A 17,905-nucleotide genomic window follows, 5' to 3' on the forward strand; every position below is an offset into this window, starting at 1 on the left:
ACCGTTAAGGGGTCCTGTCGTCGCTGCTTTGCCGGTGGACTTGTCATCAAGCACCCGGTGCGGTTCAGTGGGTGTTCGTCGGGTTTGGCGGCGCCTACTTTTCCTGGCAGTCGGCCGAGCGGCGCCACCCGGTCGCCGACATGGAGGGTGGCGCGGCGGTGTTGGCGGAGTACGCCGGCCGGGGCTGATGGAATCTGGTGAGAAAAACGCGGGTGATACGACCTATAGATGCCAAATCATGCATGAATCCACCGGAACCGTCATGCCTTTGGATGCCTGCGGATGAGGGTCGGTGGCCTGGGTGGGAACGGGCCCTGTCTCACCGAGAATTTGGAATCCTTGTACAAGGCGTTCACTGATCGTATATGTCTTGGTACGTCCATGGAATACGCGGCATCTTCCCGGCGGTCTAGGCGGGTGTGGCCGTCCTGTGTGGGGGGTTGTGCATGAAAGCGGCGACGGAGCCGCTGCGGGAGACGATGCTGCGCCGGTTGACGCAGAATCTCGCCCCAGACGCGTTGGTGCTGTGCGCCGAAGGCGATGACCGGCCCGACCTCATCGTCGTCGATCGCACCTATGGGTTGGTGACCATCGACATTGACCTGTCCGGGCACGATCCGGCGGCGCGTGAGCCGTTCTCCCGGCTGAATCGAAAGATCTCGGATCTGCGACTGGAAGTGCCGATCCTGGAGCGGTTCCGGCCACACCGCCTCGTCCTCTTCGGTGCCTGTTCCGAACCGCTCGCCGCGCCGTCACCGGGCGGGCCGCCACGTGCGCTCGGTCTCGCGGACGTAGAAGATGGAGAATGGCTGGCCCGGCTGGAACCGCGTCCACCCGAATTGGACGATCTGACGTCGCTGCGTTTCGCACTGGCACCCACCCTGACCTTTAACGTTCGCTCCCGCCGGGGTGCATTCGATCCAGGACGGGGGGAGCGGCATCGGCGGCGGATCGAGCTGGACGCCCAGCAGGCCGCTGCCGCCACGATCCCGGTGGACGACGTGCTTCTGCTCTCCGGTCCACCGGGTAGCGGCAAGACGCTAGTGCTCGCCGGGCGAGCACGGCACCTGGCCACCCAGCATCCTGGCTGGCGCATCGTGCTCCTGTGCTATAACAACGCGCTGGTGCCGTACCTGCGCCGCCTCGTCGAAGACCACCCGAATGTCGAGGTTACGACGTTTGGGAAGTTCTCCCATGCCATGAGGCATCGGATCGCCCTCAACGACCCGGATCAGGCTGATCAAGATGTGGCCGCAGCACTGGCGAAAGGCATCGCTCACACCGTGGACGCCCTGCTCATCGACGAATCCCAGGACTTCCACGAAGCTTGGATCAGGTTCGCGCTGGCGACCGTGAGACCAGGCCGCGGCGGTGCTGTTCTCGCCGGTGACCAGAGACAGGCCCTCTACCGAGACGCGGACCGCCCTCCGGCGCTCACCGGCCGGCGGGTAACGCAACTACGGCTTGGACGTCCCTATCGCAGCACCCGGCAGATCCTCCAGGCGGCGTCCACCATGCAACCGGATGCCGAGCCGGCGGCAGACGACGCGGTTCTGGACGGTGAGCCGGTCGAACTGATCTGGGCGGAGAGCTGGAACGAGCAGGCCACCGCCGTGGCGTGGGAGATTCGTCGCATGCTCGACCACGGCGAGCGGGAACCGCAGGACATCGCTGTCCTCATCACCCAGTGGCGAGGATCGCTCGGACGCCTGCGGGCAGCCCTTCACGAGGCCGAGGTTCCTTACCTCGTCGTTACCCGCAGCAATGCCGCGACCTTTGATCCATGCACTCCGGATGTGAAGATCATGACGGTGCACTCGGCCAAAGGCTACGAGTTCGACGTGGTTGTGTTGTTCGGTCTGGAGACCCTGCCCAGCCCTTCCGGCGACGACCCTGAACGCGATCGGCAGGCGGTTCAGCACGGCAAGGTCGGCTTCGTCGGGATGACCCGGGCCCGTGACCAGCTCCTCGTGACCTACACCCGGGACAGCCCGTATCTCGGCCGACTCCATGGCTGCGCAGGAGTCCATTCATCGACTTGGCCCGATGACCATGAGGTGTGAGTGTGGCTGAATTGACAGTGATGGGGGAGTACCAGGGCCCCGGCGAGCGCAAGACCGCCGAAAGCCTTGCCCGTGACCTCCCCGGCTCCTGGCATGTGATCGCCGGTCGCAAGCTGAGCGGTCCCCGTCGCGACGACCTCGATCTCGTGGTGATCGGAGACCACGCAATCTTCGTCCTGGACGAGAAGGCCTGGGGGCCGCGCATCGAACTCGGAGATCAGTTTTGGCGGGTCAAGGGGGAGGAACGTCGGAATCCGCTGGACCGTGCCAACCATCTGGCACGAGTACTCGCAGGTCAGCTCCGCACCCGGGTGCCTGGCTACGGATCGAAGGTCCGCGGCCGTCCTGTCATCGCTGGTATCGTCCTGTCGCACGGCACCGTCGAGCTGGTGGCCGGCCCGACCTACGCCGACGGGGATGCGGTCGTTAGGCTCGCCGACGCCGCGTCGTGGCTGCGGGACCAGGACGATGCATGCGGAACTGGACTGCAGGCAGTGCGGGACGAGACAATCGCCTTCCTCCTCGGCCTGCCTGGACGTGAGCCGAAGCCTGAGCGCATCGGGCCGTACCAGGTGATGGGTGAGATCGAGCCCATTGAAACGGCCCGCTGCTTCCACGCCAAGGACGGCGATCGAACGGTGATCCTCCGGTGCTACCCGATGCACGGATGGGGGCCCGATGCATCACCGCAGGGGATCATGGAGCGAGAGCGCCTGGCCCTCGACCGGCTGGAGGAGCGCGACCGCGCCTGGCAGATCCACCCCAGCTTCGAGTATGAGGCACGGCAATGGATCGTCGTGCCTGTCGTCCCGGCGCGCGGTAAGAGCCTGGCCACCTCGCTGCGGATCGATGACCCCGTTAGGGAGGACGGTCGGCTGCCGCAGCAGGTGGCGATCGACGTGGTGACCGACGCCCTCCGAGGCCTGTCCGAAGTACACGAAGCGGGGCTGGTGCACCGCGGGCTCTACCCCCGCCGCATCTTCCTCGGCCGCGGTCTGCGAGTGAAGTTCAGTGACTTCTACCTGGCCCGAGTGGAGGGGGAACGTACCATCGCTCCCCAGATGAGTGCCGACGCCGATCCCGGCGTGCCGTATCGCGCGCCGGAGTGCCGCGCCAGCATCGCGAACGCGACACCGGCCTCGGACGTCTACTCCCTAGCGCTCGCGCTCAGTGGCTGGGTGCTCGGTGACCTGGCTGCCGAACCCCAGGTAGAGGCGGTGCGCAGGGCCATTGCACGAACTCTCATCGTCGGTCCCGTCCTAGCGGACTGCCTTGCTGACGATCCCCGCGAACGTCCAGACGCCGCCACGGCGGTCACACGGATTGGGCAGATCGTCGAGGCGATGAACAAGGAGCGGGTTACGGTGGGGAAAGCTGATGCCGCGGAAGAGTTTCGGGTCGGCGGCGTCGTCGCCGGCCGGTACCAGATCAAAGAGAGCCTGGGGCAGGGCGGCTTCGCGCACACTTGGCGGGCATGGGACACCTCCGCCGAGGCTGACCGGGTCATCAAGCAGTTCCATGACGACGCCGCCGCCTCTCATGCTAAGCAGGAGTACAAGGCCGCGGATCGCATCCGGCATGACCACTGTGCCCGGGTATACGACATCAGCCGCGAGAAGCCGGACTACCTGGTACTGGAGTACATCCCTGGCGACAACCTGAGGAACTTCGCCGCCGCTGGCTCGCCGAACCCGGAGCGGTATCGGACGATCGCCTTGGACGTTCTGTCCGCCCTCGCTCACCTGCACGCCCGCAACCTCGTTCATCGTGATGTCACCCCCACTAATGTGATCATCACTCCGGAGGCTCGCGCCAAGCTCATCGACTTTGGAGTCGCGGGCCGCCCTCAGGCGACCACCGTGGTTGGCACACCGCCGTTCATGGCCCCGGAACTGCGCGCTGCCCAAGGCGCCACTGCACAGAGTGATATTTACGGGTTCGCGGTCACGATGATCTACACGATGCTGGGGCGCCTCCCCTACGCCGGGGACCCTGCTCGCGGCGACGACGACCGGGAACGGCTGCTCCCGCCTACCGACGATGAACGCCAGGCTTGGGGACCGCTCGGCGAGGCAATGTTGAACGTACTCTTCACCGCTGCCCACGCCGACCCGGCCATGCGTCCTGCGTCTGCAGAAGAGCTGGCGGCCGAGCTGCGACTGCTCGACGAGATCGTCGCGCCGAAGGGGGAACGTCTGGTCAACCCGGTGGTGGACAACCTGCGTGGTCTCTACCGGGCCAGTAGCGTGGGTAACAGCGGTAATCGCGGCCTGGACGACGATTTCGCGCACCTGACCTATGTGCCGACCCTGTTGGATACCGAGCTACTGCCCGCGATCGCTCGGGGTGAGCTGCGCCTGGTGCTGTTAACCGGTAACCCCGGTGACGGCAAGACGTCGTTCCTGGTGAAGACCAGCGAAAAACTCCGCCAGGATGGTGCACAGATCATCAATGAGAACACTGCCGGATGGCGGATGAACCTGAATGGTCACACGTTCGTGGCCGTCTACGACGCCAGCGAGTCGCACGATGGGAAATCCTCCGATGATCTGATGCGCGAGGCGCTGGACCCGGCTCCGGAAGAGGACCCGCAGCGGCGCACCGTCCTGCTCGCGATCAATGATGGGCGGCTGCTGCAGTTCTTCACCGACTATGAGGACCTGTACGAGGACGAGGCTCGCGAGGTTCTCGGCCAGATGTCGGGGAAGCCGGTCGGCGATGAGACGATCGCGCTGGTGGACCTGAAGCGGCGCACCCTGGCCCGCAGGCCCGGCGACGCCCCCAGCCTTGCCGGTCGCATCTTGGACAGCTTCACTCAGCCGGAGCAGTGGAAGCGGTGTGAGACTTGCCTGTCCCGGGACATCTGCCCCATGGTGCGGAACGCCACCGAGCTGCGCGGCCCGGCGCGGGAGGCTGTCGAGGAGCTCGTCGCCACTTCGCATTTGCGGCGCCAACGCCGCGCCACGTTCCGGGACGTGCGCTCGGCCCTGGCCTGGCTGATCACGGGCGACCGGTCCTGCGACGACGTGCACCAGGCCCGCGAAAGGGGGATGGACCTGCGCCGGGCCGGTGGCGCCCTTGTCGAGGACCTGGCCTTCGACTCCCGCTCGGCTGACTACCTGGTGCGGGAGTGGGCCGACCTCGACCCAGCGAACACTGCGGCACCGGATGTCGAGCGGGCCGCCCGCGCCGACCGGTCCATGGTGGTCGCCCCGACGGCCTTCGATGACCGGGACCGTGAGCGAGTCCAGCGGCGGCTCTTCTTCGGCCTTTGGAGCTCTGGTGGGTTGGGACGCGATACTGTCCGCGTCTATAGGCATCTCGGCGAGTTCGAGGAGGCCTTGCTCGGTTCCGGTAAACGGCCCGAGGAGATCCGTGGTCGGGTCCTGCTAGGACTAAGCAGACTGCTGGGCGCGCCAGGTTACCGGGGCGGTGACCTGGCCGTGGCCGACCAGGGGGCTGGCGGTACGTGGGCGGTGCTCAAGGAGATTCCGGCCACGGAGTTCTCACTCGAACGGGTGGAGCACCCTTCTCAATACGTCGAATGGCGTCCGGATGCACTCCGGCTCGATCACGTCAGCAGGCACTCCCTCACCCTCACCTTGGACACCTTCGAGCTGGTGATACGGGCCGCTGACGGGGAGCTGATCGGGGACAGCGCGGCCGACTCCGTCCGCCAGGAGGTCGAGACGTTCGCCGCCGCGCTACGGCGGAGCCCGGCCAATGCCGTCAGCATCGTCAACCCCGCGGGGACGGCACGGCGTGCGATGACCGTCGACCGGCGCATCGTCTTGGAGCAAGCATGACCATCGTCATCCCAAAGCAGCTGCGCAGTCTTGAATTCACCGAGCTGACGCTGGTGGAGCTCAATGACATTGACGTGGACCGCCTGTTACCACACCTGTGGGAGCTGGTGGTCAAACAGGGCCGGATGTCGTCGGCGCCGAAGGACGCCGACAACTACGGCCGCTACCTCGCCGCGCTCGCGGGCAACGAACGCCTGGAGGGGTTTGACAACGAGCACGGCATGAAGGTGCTCGACGGATGGCTGCGCTCGTCCATCGTGCGGATCGGTGCCAAGGGGCGGGCTCGGTCGGGCACGCAGATGGACTACATCCAGCCGCTGACCATCGCCAGCTACCGTGCGGGCCTCCCCAAAAACCGACGCCATCGCCATGCGCACACTTTGATCTACCACTTGCTCATTGAGCGGCTGAAGCTGCTTGGCGTCGAGGCTCCGGAGAAGAACCTCCGATACGCACTTGAGAAGGCGGTCGGAGCCGGAGTAAAGATCGGCGTCGACGGTCAGTGGGTACCGGAGTACGACGGCCAGACCGACATCGACATCAACGCCCTGCTGTCGCTGTACTTCCTGGAGGAGTTCACCTCGCTCGGCGCGCGGGAGGCCACCTATGGATTTCGCAGCAGCGTCGTGCCCGGAGCCACCCGTGGGCTGGCCAGTGACCTGCTGGACTACCTCGTCGCCTATGGGGGCCAACTGGCTCCGTCGGCCTTCGTCGACCGGTTCGCGGCGCTGATCTCGCTGCGGCTGTTCCAGTTGCCGCTGCGCGTCGCCCGGGCGACGCGGCATGTCCTCAACACCGGAAAGCAATCCGAGGACATGAGGGATGACGCCGATGTCGCCAACCCTCTGGAACTGTACTGCGACTTCACTCGGGTACGCGGGTCGGCATCGGACGAGCTGGCCCGTCAGTGCGTGCTGCGAGACCTGGAGATCATGAGCGGCTTCATGCCCGACCGCCTCTTGCTGCGTTCTTTGCGTGAAGCGGCTTTGTCGACCCTTCGGAAGCGCGGCGAAGAGATCAGAAACCTACCGATGCCAGAAAGCTTGGTGGCCATGGTCGGCCTCCGGGAGGACATACAGATCAACACCTACGCGGACATCAGGATTGGAGAGATCGAGGCGGAGACGGAGAAGAACGGCACCGATGAGGACCTGGAGTTCATCGCCTCGGTGAGGGACTCCGAAGCGCTTTCCATCGAGCAGCTCACCACCCTGTTGGTCGAAGGATTGTCTCGCACGGCTCTGAAGAACCAGGTCGGGTGGTTCTCGTCCACTGGCGGTATCAAGAAGCCGTACGGGCTGATCACCGGTTCGCCGAACTCCCGCCGATCGTGGCGGTACGCGCCGTCGGACGACCTGATGTACGCCCTTCTCCTGGTCTGTTTCACCGAAGCCCAGGGTTCCGAGGTCCGCCTTCGAGGCAGGATGCCCATCGTGAAACTGCTGGAGGTTCTACGCGACCGGTTCGGCATTCTCATCGACCGTCCGCCGGCCGCCTTCGACAGCGCGGACAACCGCGCCGCGGCTGCAGCGAATCTCGAAGCGTTCAAACGCCGGCTTCGGCTGCTCGGCTGCTTCGACGGCCTGAGTGACGACTTCTCCGCCCAGTACGTTCGCAACCCCTTGGAGACAGAGTGAACGCAGAGCTGCCGCGGACGTTGATTGACCGCATCGCGAGCCACCTGGGGAGCCGCCTGGCGCAGCGGCAGCCGGGACACTGCGTCCGGGTCGACGACTTGTCCACCGTGGACGCTCATGCCGTTGCCGAAGAGGTAGAACGCCATCGCATCGAATGCCAGGTTCACGTGCTCTCGCATCTCGAGCCGCGGCACCCGCTGGAGATCGGAGCCGACCGGGCGATCGAACTGCGCAACCGCAAGGGCCATCCGCTGCTGCTGCTCGTTCCGGCAGGGGCGGGCCATGCGGCCAGTTCGCTGGACAACTCCTTCGAACCACTGCCGCTGATCACCTTGCTCACGACGGTCAGTGAGGCCCTCGAGAAGGAACTGTCGGCGACCGCCGTGGCCGCGCTGGTCAACGAGGTCAAGCGGGTTCTCGGGCGCACTCGCCAGGTTGAGACGTGGGCCCGCTTCCTTGGCGCGGTCGCGGCGGACCCGAGTGTCCACACGGTCGGCCGTGAGCTGTGGCAGGTCGGGCTTGTCCCCGATCTGGGGGACGACGGAACCCAGGCACGGCTGCGGCGCAACGCGAAGGCGATCGCGGCAATTGCCCGGCCAGCGCGGCCGACCGCACGGGTCGTCGACCGTCTGGCCGAGGGACAGGTAAAGGCCGGCTCGTTCCGGCAGGAACTGTTGGCGTTTCTCGAACGGCAGCCAGCCGGAATGTTGGCCAACCCGGTTACGTGGGGCCGTGAGATCAAGGAACGTCATGCAGGGAGGCTGACGTTTGAGCGGTGGCCGCTTACCGAGGTCCAGCAGGCCGGCTTGGAGAAGATCAAGGTCGCTCCGTTCCGCCGGGACGACGGTAAGGTCGATCCGCAGTGCAAGCTCCGACTGTCGGACGATGACGGTCAGCTGTACTGCGACGTCGCACCTGACCAGCCCGGCAAGGTGACCGTCAAGTGGGCGACCGAGCCGTCCAAGACGACCTCGGTCGCGTCATGGCGGGTGGAGATGCTGCCTCCGTCCGACCTCCGTACGGCTGATACTCCTCCGGTGGCCACCACGAAGGTGAAGGGCGACATGCGGCGGGCGACGCTGCGAGTGGACCTCGGAGAGGACGACCTCGCCACGGGCACGCTGTTTGTGATCCGTGTCCGTGCACAGGACGCCGACGGCAACGACCTCAACCTGCACGATGAGAAGGCGGCGGCCGAAAGCGACCAATTCGAGGTCAGACTGCACGAGCATATGCCCCCGTCCGTCCCGCGCGCGGCGGGTGCTGCTTCCCTCCCTGAGGCGGTGCTCACCATCGCGATCGACACTGGCGGAGACGTGACCGAGGACACTCCGGCCTGGGACGTCGCCCGTCAGGTGTTCGACCTCCGGGTCGGCAGCCGTCGCGCTCAGATCAAGGCTTCGCGGGTGATCGTCGAGCTCCAGCGCCGGATGCTCAAGTCCCCCGACATGTTCGCCTTCGACGTCCACTCTCCGCTCGGCGAGCCGATCGACCCGGCCGAGGCGGAGCAGCGCCTGCTGGAAATCCCGCAGACCCTGGCCGATCGCCGCCGGAAGCTGCTCACCACCCTCGAGGCGCGCACACCCCGGGATGTGGTCGAGATGCTGAGCTGGGACGACGAAATTCGCGACCAGGCACGAAGCTATGTGCAGAGCTACCGCCGGATGCTGGACAATGCCTCACCGCAGACGCGTCTCGCACTCCTGGAGATGGACACGCTGGCGGTCCGGGTCGGAACCGCGACTGACGAGGTGCGGGGGCTCGTCCTGCTACCCACCCACCCACTACGCCTGGCTTGGGTGGCGGCGCACGACCAGTTGCTGCGCGAATGGGTCGGCGAGGTCACCCAGGAAGGGAAACGTAAGTCGAACCGGGCTGGGCGGGTCGATCAGGCGATGGTGTCCCGACTGTCGCCCTCGAACATGCCGTTCGTCATGGTCGATCGCGACGGGAAGGCGCTCGTCTACACCGAGGAACTGACTCACGGAACGGCCCTCTACCTGCCTCCGGACGTCAAGGAACCACAGTCCGCCTCGGATGTCATCTGCGGGGCGATCGAGATCACCCGTGACAACGTGGACCTGTCTGTCTCCGCCCGGGCGCTCGGTGACCGCATCCGCAGTTACCGGGATGCTCACCCCGGCGCCGGAACACTGCGGATCATGGCAGTCAACCCAGGTGCGGGGGCGGTGCTGCGCAGGGCCCTGCAACCGCTCGTTTTGCCTGATGAAGCACCTGAACAGGACGGCCCACCGCCGCACGATCCACAGCGCCTTGAACTAATCGCCTACAGCGACAGGCTTTCCTACACTGACCCGGTCGCGGACCTGCGTGAGTTGCAGCGGTCTGTCGCATCAGCAGAGATCCGGCGCACCGCCACCCACCTGGTGCCTTCGATGGGTTTGTCTGCCCGCGACCTGGGCCGCCTGGCCGAGGACTGCGAGGGACACCACCTTGCCCTGGTGCAGGACATGGCTCGTGGCCAAATTACCGACCCGGCAGCCGAGGTCGGCCCATGGACCACGACCTTCCAAGATCTGCTCACTCCGCTGCGTTCCGAGCGCGCGCCTGATGGCTCCGCCACGTGGTTCGTGACGCCGGCGCTGAAGCCTCGCGGTGCCGGTCGGCTGGAGGCCGACATTGTGGGGGCGCATCGTGCCCACCAGGCCGCCGTTGCCGCCCACCTGGGCCTGCGGACAGCCGTACCGGCGCTGGCGATCCAGTTGGATCCGCAGGACCTGCACAGACTCCGTGCCACCCATAACCGCGCGGATTGGGTTGTCACCCTGGACCGAGGGATCGGTCCGGAGCTGTTCGAGGAGGTGACCACCGATGAACCGGACGACAGCCGTTACCTTCTCGACTACACGCCGGACTTCCTCGAAGGGCTCGGCAAGAAGCTCACCGTCACCACCGCGCATCACGGTGAAGTACGGCGCATCCTGGGCGAGGCCATGTGCGTCCTCGGCCTGGCTCAAGATGATAAGTCGGTGTCGCATGCGCTCAGCCGACTGATGCTAGTCTCCGGCAGGCTCGCGCTGCGCCTGCTCCGGGAGACCTCGTTGTCCGTTGAGGCGGTCAGTCTGGCCGCTGTCATGGCGCATCTCGAGCTTCGCGGGCAGCTCGACAGTCGGATCGTGGTGCCCATCGACGCGCATCCGGAGATCTTCGGCGTGCGGTCCGGGAATGAGGACGAACCGGCTCGGCGATGTGACCTGCTGCTCGTCAGCGTCACCCAGCGTTCGTTGCGCATCGAGTGCATCGAGGTGAAGGGACGGCGTGCGGCACAGCTGCCGGAGGCCCTGGCCGACGACATCGTCGACCAGCTTGAGAACACCGAAAGGGTGCTGCAACGCCAGTTCTTCGCCGTCGACCCGCCGCGGCTGGACGGCGCCCTGCAACGTTCTCGGCTGGCCGGGCTGCTCCATTACTACGCGGAACGGTCCGCCCGCCACGGTCTCATCGAAGCTGGTCGGCTCACTGAGCTACACCGCAACATCGACCGGATCGAGGAATCGGCCGAGCCCGCCGAGATCGGCAAGACCGGATATGTCATTTGCCCCGGCGGCGCCGCCGGTTTCCCCGCTAAGCACCGAGACGTGTCGATCAAAGTTCTGACTGCGGGTGACCTAGGCAAAGCCGGCTTCACCACGGTCGATGGTGCGGCCACTCCGCCAAGCCCGGAAACACCTTCTGACTCGTCCCAGAGCATCGACTCATCGCCGACCGCTGCCGGGGAAGCCGCCGCGGAAGAGTCGGCGAGCGATGCGTTCACTCAGGCACCCGACGGCGACAGCGCGCCTGTCATCTTCGAAACCCCCGAGCGAGACGAACCCGCTAAGCCCTGGCCCTCCACGGTCGAGGTAGAGCTGGGCAGGGATGCCGGGGGCGCACCGGTCATCTGGAACATCAGCACGAAGGGGAGCCCTCACGCCTTCGTCCTGGGCATACCAGGCCAGGGCAAGTCGGTGACCACCCGAAGGATCATTGGCGAGTTCGCCGGTCAGGGGCTGCCCTCGTTGATCGTGGACTTCCACGGCGACATGGCGGCGGCCCCTCCACCGGGCGCCCAGGTCATCGACGCCGCGGAGGGGTTGCCGTTCAGCCCTTTCGAACTGCCGTCGGCGGAGACACGCTCGCGTGCTGAGACCGCATGGGAGGTCGCCGAGATCATCGGATACGTCTGCGGTCTGGGTGAAATCCAGCGCAGCCATGTCTACGACGGGCTACGGAGTGCCTACGAGATCGCCGGGGGCGTCCCCAGCATGCAGCAGTTCGCTGCCGCAGTGGAACAAGCGGAACAGGTTGCACGTGGCCGGAACGCCCGGGACCGCATCCGGCCCCTGACTGACTTCGGCTTGTTCCTGGACGAACCATCGGACACCTTCCTGGCCTCTTGGAACAGCGGAGCGGTCGTTGACCTGAGCCGGCTCAACCTGGAGACCGTGCAGCTCGCGGCGGGGGCCTTCCTGCTTCGGAAGATTTACCGGGAAATGTTCCGCTGGGGACAGGCGGACGTCCTGCGGCTGGCCGTCATCCTGGACGAGGCCCACCGGCTGGCGAAGGATGTCACCCTACCGAAGCTGATGAAGGAAGGGCGCAAGTACGGCGTCCCCGTGGTGGTCGCCAGCCAGGGAACGGCGGACTTCCACCGGGACGTCCTCGGTAATGCTGGTACTAAGGTCATCTTCCGAACTAACTATCCGGAATCCAAGACCACAGCCGGCTTCTTGCGAGGTCGGGAAGGGCAGGACCTGAGCCAGCAGATCGAGCAGCTCGGAGTGGGCAGCGCGTACGTGTCAACCCCAGATCACGTGCGGGCCCGCAAGGTGTACATGCACCGCGACGATGGACCTGGAGGATCCCGCGATGACGCGGAAGCGCGACAAGGATGAGGCATCGGATCGCGAGCTGGTGGCCAGGCTGGCCAACCATTGGGTGACCCAGCATCATTCCTGCTTCTGCGATCCCTCGTGATCCTTGGTCCCTAGGGATCGCACCTGTTGACGCGAGAATCCTCGGAGATGCGCCGATGGTAGGCCAGGTGTTGGGACTCCGGCGTGTGTCCGTCGGCGAGCCGGATATGGGTGATTGGCTTGCCGGCGGGGACGTCGATGGCTACGAGCTGGTCGCTGATTGTGATTGCTCCACCGTCGAAGAGGACGTGGTGGTTGGGGCATAGGCAGAGGAGGTTGCCCGGCTGGTCGGGGCCGTTGTGGGGCGTGCCAAGCGGGCGGATGTGGGCGCCTTCGGCATACGGGCCTCGGCGGGTCGTAAGACGGATGCCGCAGAGCTGGCAGTGATAGTCGTGCAGGAGTTTGACCTGCTCTGCGAGCGCAGAGTCACGGATGACGCGGTTAGTCGTGACCGTGCGGCGGCTCGGTGTTGGTGTCCCTTCGCGCATGTTCAGGGCCTCGTCCGGGGCTGGCGTAATGGCGCTGGGTGGAGGGATAAGCAGGGTAGCCGCGAGCAACTCGTCGTGGTCGAGGTCACGGAAGTATTCGTCGAGGAGCCGTAGAACAACCTGGGCGCGTATGGGTGGATGGTCGGTGACGAGGTCGTGTACCCATGAGCGTAAACCGTTGAGAGGCTGGTTCTGCTGCATCCAACGCTGGGCGGCGCTCCCGCTGGCACTTGGCACGTCGTCATGGCAAGGGAGATCCCAGAGGCCGTGGTGATATAGACGGAGTACGGGGAACTCGGCATGTATGCCGTCGCCGGGATGGCCGAACTCTCGCAGGAGCGACTCGAGTGCGGGAGAGGCATCTGTCCACGGCACCACGCGATCGTAGCCGCGGGCCGCTCTGCCAAGGGCCCAGAGAAGGGTCAATGGCTGGTGCCGCTTCCGTGCGCCGGGCGAAACCGATGCGGCGGTTTTGAGTGTGAAGATCTTCTGGAGCAGGTTCTCCGGGGAGTGTCCGTCGATGACGTCGCTTGGCCGGGTGACCTCGAAGCCGAGGTTGCTCAGCGTGAGTGCGACCGTGGCGTTCCCGCCAGAGAAGTCCTTGGCTCGCAGTGGCTGGCCGTCCACGTCTCGATGTGCCACGCCGGCGATGGCCTTCGAGTCGTACCGCTTCCCGTCGTATAGGAGGAAGTAGTCGCGTGCCGGGCCGTACCCGTACACCTTGAGAAAGGCATCCCTTCCAAGCTTGTCGTACTCCTCGATGGCAGACAGGACCATCTCGCGACGAATATCGGAAAGCGCCATAAGGGAATGATAGGAGTAGCTATTGCACTAAATGCTAAACCTGATAGCGATATCATCCGGTTTATGTGCTCGTGTCCGCATATCCGGCTAATAGGGTCGAGCTAGGTCACGGCGGACAGTGGCGGCTTGCGAGCCTGGGCACTCCGCATCCATACCTCAGGCGAGCGAGATGCACTGGGCGTGGAGCACGACCCACACGGTCCCCGCGTGGACTACGGAATAAGGACGTCAAGTGGCTTGCGCATGGTAGAACGCTCGGTGTGGAGGAGCGGCGGGATCGGTTGCGGGGGTTGGGGGAGCTGTTTCGGCGGCTGCGTCGGGAGGCTGGGCTGACGGGTAAGGAGTTGGCGCAGCGGGCGCAGGTCGGGCAGCCGACGATCTCGCGGATAGAGACGGGGCAGCTTCTTCCTACGCCCGAGACCGTTGAGCGGGTTGCGGCTGCTCTGGGGCTCGGTGAGAGGGACCGCGGCGAGTTGGACGCGCTGCTGGCACGGTTGCGGGATGAGGTGTCGCGGCTGCGGGGTGGGTTGGCCGGCCAGGAGGCGGCGAATGCTGCCCGGGTTCGTTCGGCTCAGTGGATCGCGGTGTTCTCCTCGGCGATGATCCCGACGCTGTTGCAGACGGCCGAGTACGCGCGGTTGGCGTTGGCGGTCGGCCGGGATGTGGATGAGGAGGACGCGGCCAAGGCGGCGGCCGTGCGGGTTGAGGCGCAGGCGGTGCTCTTCGAGGAGAGCCGGAAATTCGCGTTCGTGCTGACGGAGGGGGCGGTGCGGACGTGGCCCGGGTCGCCATCGTTGATGCTCGCCCAGCTTGACCGGTTGGTTCAGGTGTCGACGTTGCCCCACGTTCGGCTGGGTGTGGTGCCTTGGAGGACTGAAGCGCCGGCCTTTCCGTTGCATGGCTTCACGCTCGTCGATGGAGCGGTGAGCGTGGTGGAGAGTCTGACGGGTGATCTCACGTTGACCGAGCCGGGCGAGATTGCCATGCATGAGGACGCTTTCGAGGCATTTGCGGCTGCGGCGGAGTACGGGGATGCTCTGCGGGATTTTCTGGGTGAAATCGGGGCGGACTTTCGGAAGTTGGCGGCCCAGCTAGAGAAGTAACGCATTTATGCGTCGAATTCCTTGAGGATGACCAAGTGCAGGTCATACGCTCGTGACGTGGGTGTATAGCCCTCTAGACGTTGGAGCGTATCCATGAGCGCATGGCGCATGTCCCGGTCCTTCCTCGGCACTTCCCCCTCGGTCAGGGAAGCCCGCCGATTCGTCACGACCTTCCTCGCGGGCTGGCCGATCGTGGAGTCGGCAGAACTCATCGTCAGCGAGCTGGCCGCCAACGCCGTCCGTCACACCGCCAGCGGCAGGTTCGGCGGGCAGTTTCAGGTGATGATTCACGCCCAGCATGACCGGGTGTGGCTGGGTGTCATCGACGCCGGCGCCGCGCACGGCCCCAGCGTCTTCTCTCCAGAGGACGATGAGGAGGGCGGCCGGGGATTGATGATCGTCGGCGCCCTGGCCGATACCTATGGCATCCGCGGCGACGAACGAGGTCGCGCCGTATGGGCGCTGTTGCTGGTCAATGCGGGCAAGAACGCTCCGGCCGCCCCTAGGCCGGGCTCCGAGGCGTCGCGTGCTTGATTGGCTGCCCTCCCGGTGTGAGCGTGGTCCTTGTCACGTGCAGCTCGCCGAGCGGGGTTTACGGTGAGTCCGAGGGGCGTGCCGAATCGCAGGTGGAACATAAGGGCGGTAAGCCTTCAAACCGGTGAACAGCTCAAACGCGCACTGTCTAGGGGAATAGACGACAAAGCGTCTAGGGGCCTAGACTCGGTGGAGCATCACCGAGAGGAACCGGCCGTGCCATCCAGCGAGCTTGAGCGTATCGCCGCGATCGAGGACCCGTACGTCCTGCTGCGCGCGGCCACTGAGCGGCTCAATGCCGCCCAGCAAGAGGTGACCGAGTTGGCTCGGCTGCGCCGCCGGGTGATCCAGGACCTGCACGCCCAAGGCATCTCCTACGCCCAGATCGCCGAGGCCGCCGGCCTCACCCGGGGCCGGATTCACCAGATTCGGCATACCGGCCCGGCTCCTGAAGGCGCATTCCTGGGCACCGGCACGATTACGATCGCTACACCGCTCAAGCAGGACGCGATCAAAGCGCGCCCGGTGGTGGCGATGGAGGACGTCACGGCGGGCAAGCGGCTGGAAGACCTGGCCCGTGGCTTCGGCCTGTCGGTCGAGTTGGAGCATGTTCCTCTGGGCGGCGACATCGACGTCAACCGCCCCCACCTGATCGTGATCTGCGGTCCGCGGCTGTCGCTGGTCATGGCCCAGATGTATGAATCCGATCCGGTGCTGGAGTGGGTCAAGGCGGACGACGGGCCCTGGACGATCCACGACAGCCGCACCGGCACGACGTATCGGTCTGGAGAGGACAGCGACCCCGCGACCTACGTGGATTATGCCTACCTGGGTCGGCTGGCCCGGCCGGACGGACAGGGCAACGTGCTGGTGTTCACCGGTATCCATCCGCAAGGCACCCTCGGTGTGGTGAGCCTGATCGTCTCTGAGATCAACACGCTGTGGGGTCAGGTCGGCGCTGATCGGTTCTCCACGGTGGTGGGGGTTGAGTACGACCCGGCGACCGGGGAACCGGTGAAGGTGGAGCTTGCCAGCCCGCTTTACCGGCACGAGGGGGAGTAGCGTGCGTCTCGCCTTCGCCACCGAGGCGGCTGATCCGGCTCGGCCGAACGAGGACTTCGTCGCGGCCACCCCCCAGGGCGTGGTGCTGTTGGACGGTGCGGGCACTCCTGCCGGGTCGGAGTGCGGGTGCTCTCACGGCGTGGCCTGGTATTCGCGCACGCTCGGCTCGACGCTGCTGGCGTCGATGACGCTCAGCACGGGCACCCTGGCAGAGATTCTGGGCGAGGGCATCAAGGCTGTGACCTCGATGCATGACTCCACCTGCGACCTAACCCATGCCGGCTCCCCGTCCGCCACCGTGGTCATGCTGCGCCGAACCGGTGACGTGCTCCAGTGGCTGGTGCTGGCCGACTCCGTCTTGGTCCTGGACGTCGCGGGGGCGGCCGAGCCCATGGTCATTTGCGACGACCGGGAGGCCAAGGTCGGCGCGCGTTACCGCAGCCGTATGGATGCGCTGCCCGGCGGCAGTACTGAACACGGGCAGGCGCACCGTGAGTACGTCGAGGTGATGCGGCGGCACCGCAATCGCGACGGCGGCTTCTGGGTCGCCTCGGTGGATCCGCTAGCCGCGGAACAAGCGCTGACCGGCAGCATGCCCATTCAGGACGTCCGGGCGGCCGCCTTGCTCACCGATGGGGTCTCCCGGCTGGTCGATCGGTTCGAGCTGGCCACATGGAGGGAGCTCTTGGACCTGCTCGACACCTCGGGTCCGAGTGCGTTGATCCGCAGGGTGCGGCAGTCCGAGCGCTCTGATCCGCAGGGACGTCGCTGGCCGAGAGGTAAGACCTTTGATGACGCTACGGCCGCATATGCGCCGGATCTCGTGGACGGCCTGTAAGTGACACGCCACTCTTTGTGTCCATCCCCCTAGACAACGGAGCAGTGGCCCGCTTATCTTCTTCTGCATAGCCCCCTAGACAGTTCGTCTCAGCGGCCTCGCTGTAGCTGTCTAGGGGGATGGACAGGAGTTGAAGCGATGGGTATCCGAGGTGCCATCCCGATCCGGTTCGAGGATGTGTTCTCCCACGGCTGTTTCATGGTCGGTGAGGTCGACCAGGTCAAGGACTTCGAGGCATCTACGGCCGCTAAGCCGGTCTACGCCCGCGACAAGACCACGGGCGAGTTCGTCTGGCAGGTCACCGTGATCGACTGCGACCCCGATGCTCGGGAGAAGACGGTCAAGGTCAAGATCACCTCGCCCGTTCAGCCGGTGCCTCCAGCTCCGATGCCGGGGCTGCCGTTCATTCCGGTGGAGTTCGGCCAGCTCGCCGTCACGCCGTACGTCAACGGCAACGGCCGGCTCACCTACTCGGTCAAGGCGCGTGAGATGCGCGCTCCACGCAACGTCAGCTCGACTCCCGCGGCTTCGGCTGCGGTCAAGCACGCCAACGTCTCTGGAAAGGACGCCGCCTGATGGCACGTAAGCTCGCCCACCAGGCTCACCAGTTCGCCAACTCGGTGGAGCGCTGCTACCACGGCCTGCCCAACGGAC

General features: G+C 65.7%; 10 protein-coding genes. 9 read left to right on the plus strand and 1 reads right to left on the minus strand.

Going from position 1 to position 17,905, the window contains the following annotated elements:
• Window positions 1–446 precede the first annotated feature (446 nt).
• The 4 genes from ABZU32_RS10950 to ABZU32_RS10965 are packed head-to-tail and all read left to right on the plus strand — an operon-like array spanning window position 447 to window position 12,401.
• Window positions 447–2,063 (plus strand): 3'-5' exonuclease, encoded by a 1,617-nt coding sequence (locus ABZU32_RS10950; protein ID WP_354920155.1) that lies wholly within the window; start codon window positions 447–449, stop codon window positions 2,061–2,063.
• A gap of 2 nt (window positions 2,064–2,065) precedes the next feature.
• A complete protein-coding gene (locus ABZU32_RS10955; protein WP_354920158.1) occupies window positions 2,066–5,869 on the plus strand; it encodes a protein kinase in 3,804 nt (1,267 codons plus the stop codon).
• On the plus strand, window positions 5,866–7,506 hold the full coding sequence (locus tag ABZU32_RS10960; RefSeq protein WP_354920161.1) for a hypothetical protein: 1,641 nt from the start codon (window positions 5,866–5,868) through the stop codon (window positions 7,504–7,506). Before ABZU32_RS10955 ends, ABZU32_RS10960 begins: the two co-directional genes overlap by 4 nt.
• Window positions 7,503–12,401: a DUF87 domain-containing protein gene (locus ABZU32_RS10965; protein ID WP_354920164.1), complete on the plus strand. Its 4,899-nt coding sequence runs from the start codon at window positions 7,503–7,505 to the stop codon at window positions 12,399–12,401. The genes ABZU32_RS10960 and ABZU32_RS10965 overlap by 4 nt, the downstream gene beginning before the upstream one ends.
• A gap of 92 nt (window positions 12,402–12,493) precedes the next feature.
• Here the strand turns inward: ABZU32_RS10965 and ABZU32_RS10970 are convergent, their stop codons facing one another.
• Window positions 12,494–13,714 (minus strand): HNH endonuclease, encoded by a 1,221-nt coding sequence (locus ABZU32_RS10970; protein WP_354920167.1) that lies wholly within the window; start codon window positions 13,712–13,714, stop codon window positions 12,494–12,496.
• A gap of 260 nt (window positions 13,715–13,974) precedes the next feature.
• Between ABZU32_RS10970 and ABZU32_RS10975 the strand changes: the two genes are divergently transcribed.
• The 5 genes from ABZU32_RS10975 (at window position 13,975) to ABZU32_RS10995 (ending at window position 17,827) form a co-directional block, all read left to right on the plus strand.
• Window positions 13,975–14,817, plus strand: coding sequence for a helix-turn-helix transcriptional regulator (locus tag ABZU32_RS10975; RefSeq protein ID WP_354920170.1), 843 nt, complete (start codon window positions 13,975–13,977; stop codon window positions 14,815–14,817).
• A gap of 93 nt (window positions 14,818–14,910) precedes the next feature.
• Window positions 14,911–15,351: an ATP-binding protein gene (locus ABZU32_RS10980; RefSeq protein WP_354920173.1), complete on the plus strand. Its 441-nt coding sequence runs from the start codon at window positions 14,911–14,913 to the stop codon at window positions 15,349–15,351.
• Between the two features lie 216 nt (window positions 15,352–15,567).
• On the plus strand, window positions 15,568–16,413 hold the full coding sequence (locus ABZU32_RS10985) for a sigma-70 family RNA polymerase sigma factor (RefSeq protein ID WP_354920176.1): 846 nt from the start codon (window positions 15,568–15,570) through the stop codon (window positions 16,411–16,413).
• Between the two features lies 1 nt (window position 16,414).
• Window positions 16,415–17,251: an integrase gene (locus tag ABZU32_RS10990; RefSeq protein WP_354920179.1), complete on the plus strand. Its 837-nt coding sequence runs from the start codon at window positions 16,415–16,417 to the stop codon at window positions 17,249–17,251.
• 138 nt (window positions 17,252–17,389) lie between these two features.
• Window positions 17,390–17,827 carry a plasmid replication, integration and excision activator gene (locus ABZU32_RS10995; protein ID WP_354920182.1) on the plus strand — a complete coding sequence of 146 codons (438 nt, stop codon included), beginning with the start codon at window positions 17,390–17,392 and terminating at the stop codon, window positions 17,825–17,827.
• Window positions 17,828–17,905 lie beyond the last annotated feature (78 nt).

Source organism: Sphaerisporangium sp. NPDC005288 (genome assembly GCF_040607475.1).
Taxonomy (GTDB): Bacteria; Actinomycetota; Actinomycetes; order Streptosporangiales; family Streptosporangiaceae; genus Sphaerisporangium; species Sphaerisporangium rhizosphaerae.

Bases quoted from the DNA above. Each gene is read 5' to 3' on its own strand.
- ABZU32_RS10995 (WP_354920182.1), top strand. From the start codon at position 17,390: ATGGGTATCCGAGGTGCCATCCCGATCCGGTTCGAGGATGTGTTCTCC.
- ABZU32_RS10950 (WP_354920155.1), top strand. From the start codon at position 447: ATGAAAGCGGCGACGGAGCCGCTGCGGGAGACGATGCTGCGCCGGTTG.
- ABZU32_RS10980 (WP_354920173.1), top strand. From the start codon at position 14,911: ATGAGCGCATGGCGCATGTCCCGGTCCTTCCTCGGCACTTCCCCCTCG.
- ABZU32_RS10960 (WP_354920161.1), top strand. From the start codon at position 5,866: ATGACCATCGTCATCCCAAAGCAGCTGCGCAGTCTTGAATTCACCGAG.
- ABZU32_RS10970 (WP_354920167.1), bottom strand. From the start codon at position 13,714: ATGGCGCTTTCCGATATTCGTCGCGAGATGGTCCTGTCTGCCATCGAG.